Source organism: Caldicellulosiruptor sp. F32 (assembly GCF_000404025.1).
Taxonomy (GTDB): domain Bacteria; phylum Bacillota; class Thermoanaerobacteria; order Caldicellulosiruptorales; family Caldicellulosiruptoraceae; genus Caldicellulosiruptor; species Caldicellulosiruptor saccharolyticus.
This window is the reverse complement of record NZ_APGP01000089.1, coordinates 1-4,466: the sequence shown is the minus strand read 5'-3', so window position 1 is coordinate 4,466 and position 4,466 is coordinate 1. Positions and strand designations below refer to the sequence as shown.

Below are 4,466 nucleotides of genomic sequence, written 5' to 3'. Positions count from 1 at the left end.
AAAGAGAACATTGCGGTTAGATGTTGAAATACTTGCAACCAAGCCTAATGGGCTGGAAAGTAGCGTATCGAGTGCAACTACTACTGCTGCATCCTCAATATTTAACTTGTTTGATTATGCATTATACACAAATGGAAGCTTCGTGGCAAATGTTAACTTTACCATAATAGGCGGGAATGTACATACAGGCGGTGACATACAATCACACGGCGGTTTGCAAACTGACATTAATAATTTGGTGGTAATGGGTGAGTTATCACTGGGTGTGAACGGTAATCCACAAGTTCGCGAAGACAATGTAAAAGTGAGCAATGTAACTTATATTAGGTCAAATTTGAGAAGAACGGGTGTTGGAGATAGAAATATTAGCTTGCAGATGGGTATAACGTACGTGGGGGGAAATGCGGAATTATATGGTAGAGGTAGATATGAGTTTGATGAGTTATACTGCGATGGGAATGTCATAGTTAAAGGTAGTACAGCAAATGCGGTAGATGTTGTAATAAAGAAAATAGGAGTAATCAGGGGTGCGTTAAGAATACAGGATCAGGGGACAGTTACAATAAAATCTGGTGCGGTAGTATATTGCGATTCGATTCAGTTTTTGAACAATCCAACTACGTTAGTAATAGAAAATGGCGCAACCATTGTGACGAGGATGCCGCCTGACTACAGTCGGATTGTTAATTCAGGTGGGGTTATAAATGTAGTGTCCTCAGTTCCGTATCCGCCCTTGCCACAAATTTTAAATGAGATAAGAAATTTTAGTTTTCCTAATAGTACAAGTATACCATCGATAACACCCCATGATCCAGTTCCACCAGCCTCAATTGACAGTGCTGCAGATATTTCTAAATCACCTCCGCAAGTTGTTGTTATTGGAGAAAATTGTAATGCAGGTGAAATTGAAGTTGAGATTCAAAACAGGTTAGCAAGCATGGGCGTTTCGCCAGTTCCAAGTCCACTCCAATTGCATGTTTTTGCAAGGAACAACATTACTATTTCAGTGGGAACGAGAATATTAAATGGTCAATTGATTGCGTTAGGTAATACTCTTAATATAAATAGTTCGGGCGGGAGTCCATTTGATGGTGTAACATTAATATATGGTTCGCCGAGTTCACTCATTCAGAATCATGTAACAAATACTACTGGGTATGTTCCACCGGCAACAATATATAACCAAACAAATGCAATTCAAAATGATACTTTATATAGTGTAAGAAGAAGAAATATTATTGTAAGATAATATTGTGAAAAACCTTAGTAACACGGATATGTAAAGGTTTTTTCCTACTATCCTAAAATGAAAAAGTAGTTGACAAATCATTGGTGTTAGTGTTACAATATTATTGCAATGTGAAATAAAGAAATTAAAAAATTAAATATGAAGTGAGTGGTCGAAAGGGCAAACCTGTCGAAAGGCAGGGGCGCAAAGCCATGGGCCTGTCGGGAGTAAAACTTCCTATGGTTGCCAGGCTGCCGAAACCTACTCGGGCTTAATAGAGGGTTGAGAAAAGGTTAAAACGGCGTCTGGCGTGACGCCGTTTTATTTTTGGAATGAAATTAAAAAATGGTTCATAGGTATATGTTAAAGTATAAAGAAGATAGTAATCTAAAATTTATATAGATTCTTCTGTAACGCTGAAAGAAGCTATCCCCTAACCCCCTCTTTACAATATTATATATACTTATATATTGGCTGCCGTGCAGAGGCAGCCAATATTAACTTTGTTTAGCTACTGAAAAAAGTTTCTACCACATCATAAAGCTATTCAAAAAAAAATAACTATCTTTTCTTAACCGATCATATCCATATGAATTCCGTTTAATATCAAATTATTTTGTTGCATTTTTTTGACCTCCATAGAGCAAAATAATGCAAAATATTAGAAACATTTGTGTTATAATTTTGTAATAAAAAGAATATGAGAAATAAAAGTACGTATAAGGAAGGAAAATAGAAATAGCGTAGTGTGTTTTTGACAATTAAACAAACAAATTAGACAAAAAAAATCAATTGGCATGCACATATTTTGGGTATATAATAGAATCGAAAATTATAATAAACTGAGTGAGGGGGTTAGAGATTTATGAAGCGTTACAGAAGAATTATTGCCATGGTTGTAACTTTTATATTTATTTTAGGAGTGGTATATGGGGTTAAACCATGGCAGGAGGTTAGGGCTGGTTCGTTTAACTATGGGGAAGCTTTACAAAAAGCTATCATGTTTTACGAATTTCAAATGTCTGGTAAACTTCCGAATTGGGTACGCAACAACTGGCGTGGTGATTCAGCATTAAAGGATGGTCAAGACAATGGGCTTGATTTGACAGGTGGATGGTTCGATGCAGGTGATCATGTCAAATTTAACCTTCCAATGTCGTATACTGGCACAATGTTGTCATGGGCAGTATATGAGTACAAAGATGCGTTTGTTAAGAGCGGCCAATTGGAACATATCTTAAACCAAATCGAGTGGGTTAATGACTATTTTGTAAAATGTCATCCAAGCAAATATGTATACTATTACCAGGTTGGAGATGGCAGCAAGGACCATGCATGGTGGGGTCCTGCTGAGGTTATGCAAATGGAAAGGCCTTCATTTAAAGTTACACAAAGCAGTCCAGGTTCTGCGGTAGTAGCAGAGACGGCAGCTTCCTTAGCAGCAGCTTCTATTGTTTTGAAAGACAGAAATCCCACTAAAGCAGCAACATATCTGCAACATGCAAAAGATTTATATGAGTTTGCAGAAGTGACAAAAAGCGATGCTGGTTACACGGCAGCAAATGGATATTATAATTCATGGAGCGGTTTCTATGATGAGCTTTCTTGGGCAGCAGTTTGGTTGTATTTGGCAACAAATGATTCAACATATCTAACAAAAGCTGAGTCATATGTCCAAAATTGGCCAAAAATTTCAGGTAGCAACACAATTGACTACAAATGGGCTCATTGCTGGGATGATGTTCACAATGGAGCGGCATTATTGTTAGCAAAAGTTACCGGCAAGGATACTTATAAACAAATTATTGAGAGTCACTTAGATTACTGGACTACAGGATACAACGGCGAAAGGATAAAGTATACTCCGAAAGGATTAGCATGGCTTGATCAATGGGGTTCTTTAAGATATGCGACAACTACAGCGTTTTTGGCATTTGTTTATAGCGATTGGTCTGGTTGCCCAACTGGTAAAAAAGAAACATATAGAAAATTTGGAGAAAGCCAAATTGATTATGCATTAGGCTCAACTGGAAGAAGCTTTGTTGTTGGATTTGGCACAAATCCACCAAAGAGACCGCATCACAGAACTGCTCATAGCTCATGGGCAGACAGTCAGAGTATACCTTCATATCATAGACATACATTATATGGAGCGCTTGTTGGTGGTCCAGGCTCTGATGATAGCTATACAGATGACATTAGCAACTATGTGAATAATGAGGTAGCATGTGACTACAACGCAGGATTTGTTGGTGCATTGGCAAAGATGTACTTATTGTATGGTGGAAATCCAATACCTGACTTCAAAGCCATTGAAACACCAACAAATGACGAGTTCTTTGTTGAAGCTGGTATAAATGCTTCTGGAACAAACTTTATTGAAATTAAGGCGATTGTTAATAATCAGAGTGGTTGGCCCGCGAGAGCAACAGATAAGCTTAAATTTAGATATTTTGTTGATCTGAGCGAATTAATTAAAGCAGGATATTCACCAAATCAATTAACCTTAAGTACCAATTATAATCAAGGTGCAAAAGTAAGTGGACCTTATGTATGGGATGCAAGCAGGAATATATACTACATTTTAGTAGACTTTACTGGTACATTGATTTATCCAGGTGGCCAAGACAAATATAAGAAAGAAGTTCAATTCAGAATTGCAGCGCCACAGAATGTACAGTGGGATAATTCCAACGACTATTCATTCCAAGATATAAAGGGAGTTTCAAGTGGTTCAGTTGTTAAAACTAAATATATTCCACTTTATGATGGAGATGTAAAAGTATGGGGTGAGGAACCAGGAACTTCTGGAGCAACTCCAACTCCAACACCTACAGTAACTGCTACACCAACCCCAACACCAACAGCAACATCAACACCTACACCCACACCAACACCTACTCCGACATCAACCCCAACGTCAACCCCGACACCGACAGTAACAGTTGTACCTACACCGACACCAAGCAGCACACCTGTAGCAAGTGGGCAGATAAAGGTATTATATGCGAACAAGGAGACCAATAGCACAACTAACACGATAAGGCCTTGGTTGAAGGTAGTAAATAGTGGCAGCAGTAGCATAGATTTGAGCAGGGTAACGATAAGGTACTGGTACACGGTAGATGGAGACAAGGCACAGAGTGCGATAAGCGACTGGGCACAGATAGGTGCAAGCAATGTGACATTCAAGTTTGTGAAGCTGAGCAGTAGTGTAAGTGGAGCGGACTATTATTTA

The 4,466-nt window shown here is 38.4% G+C and carries 1 protein-coding gene, 1 pseudogene and 1 riboswitch; the gene and the pseudogene both read left to right on the top strand.

The window, feature by feature from the left end; all coding sequences use genetic code 11:
• A pseudogene (locus tag H964_RS08465) lies at positions 1-1,249 on the top strand (tapirin); the annotation flags it as partial.
• Positions 1,250-1,397: 148 nt separating this feature from the next.
• A riboswitch (cyclic di-GMP riboswitch) is annotated at positions 1,398-1,487 on the top strand.
• A gap of 606 nt (positions 1,488-2,093) precedes the next feature.
• Positions 2,094-4,466 (top strand): glycoside hydrolase family 9 protein (locus H964_RS08460; protein ID WP_039766620.1); only part of this gene is annotated, 2,373 nt, incomplete at its 3' end.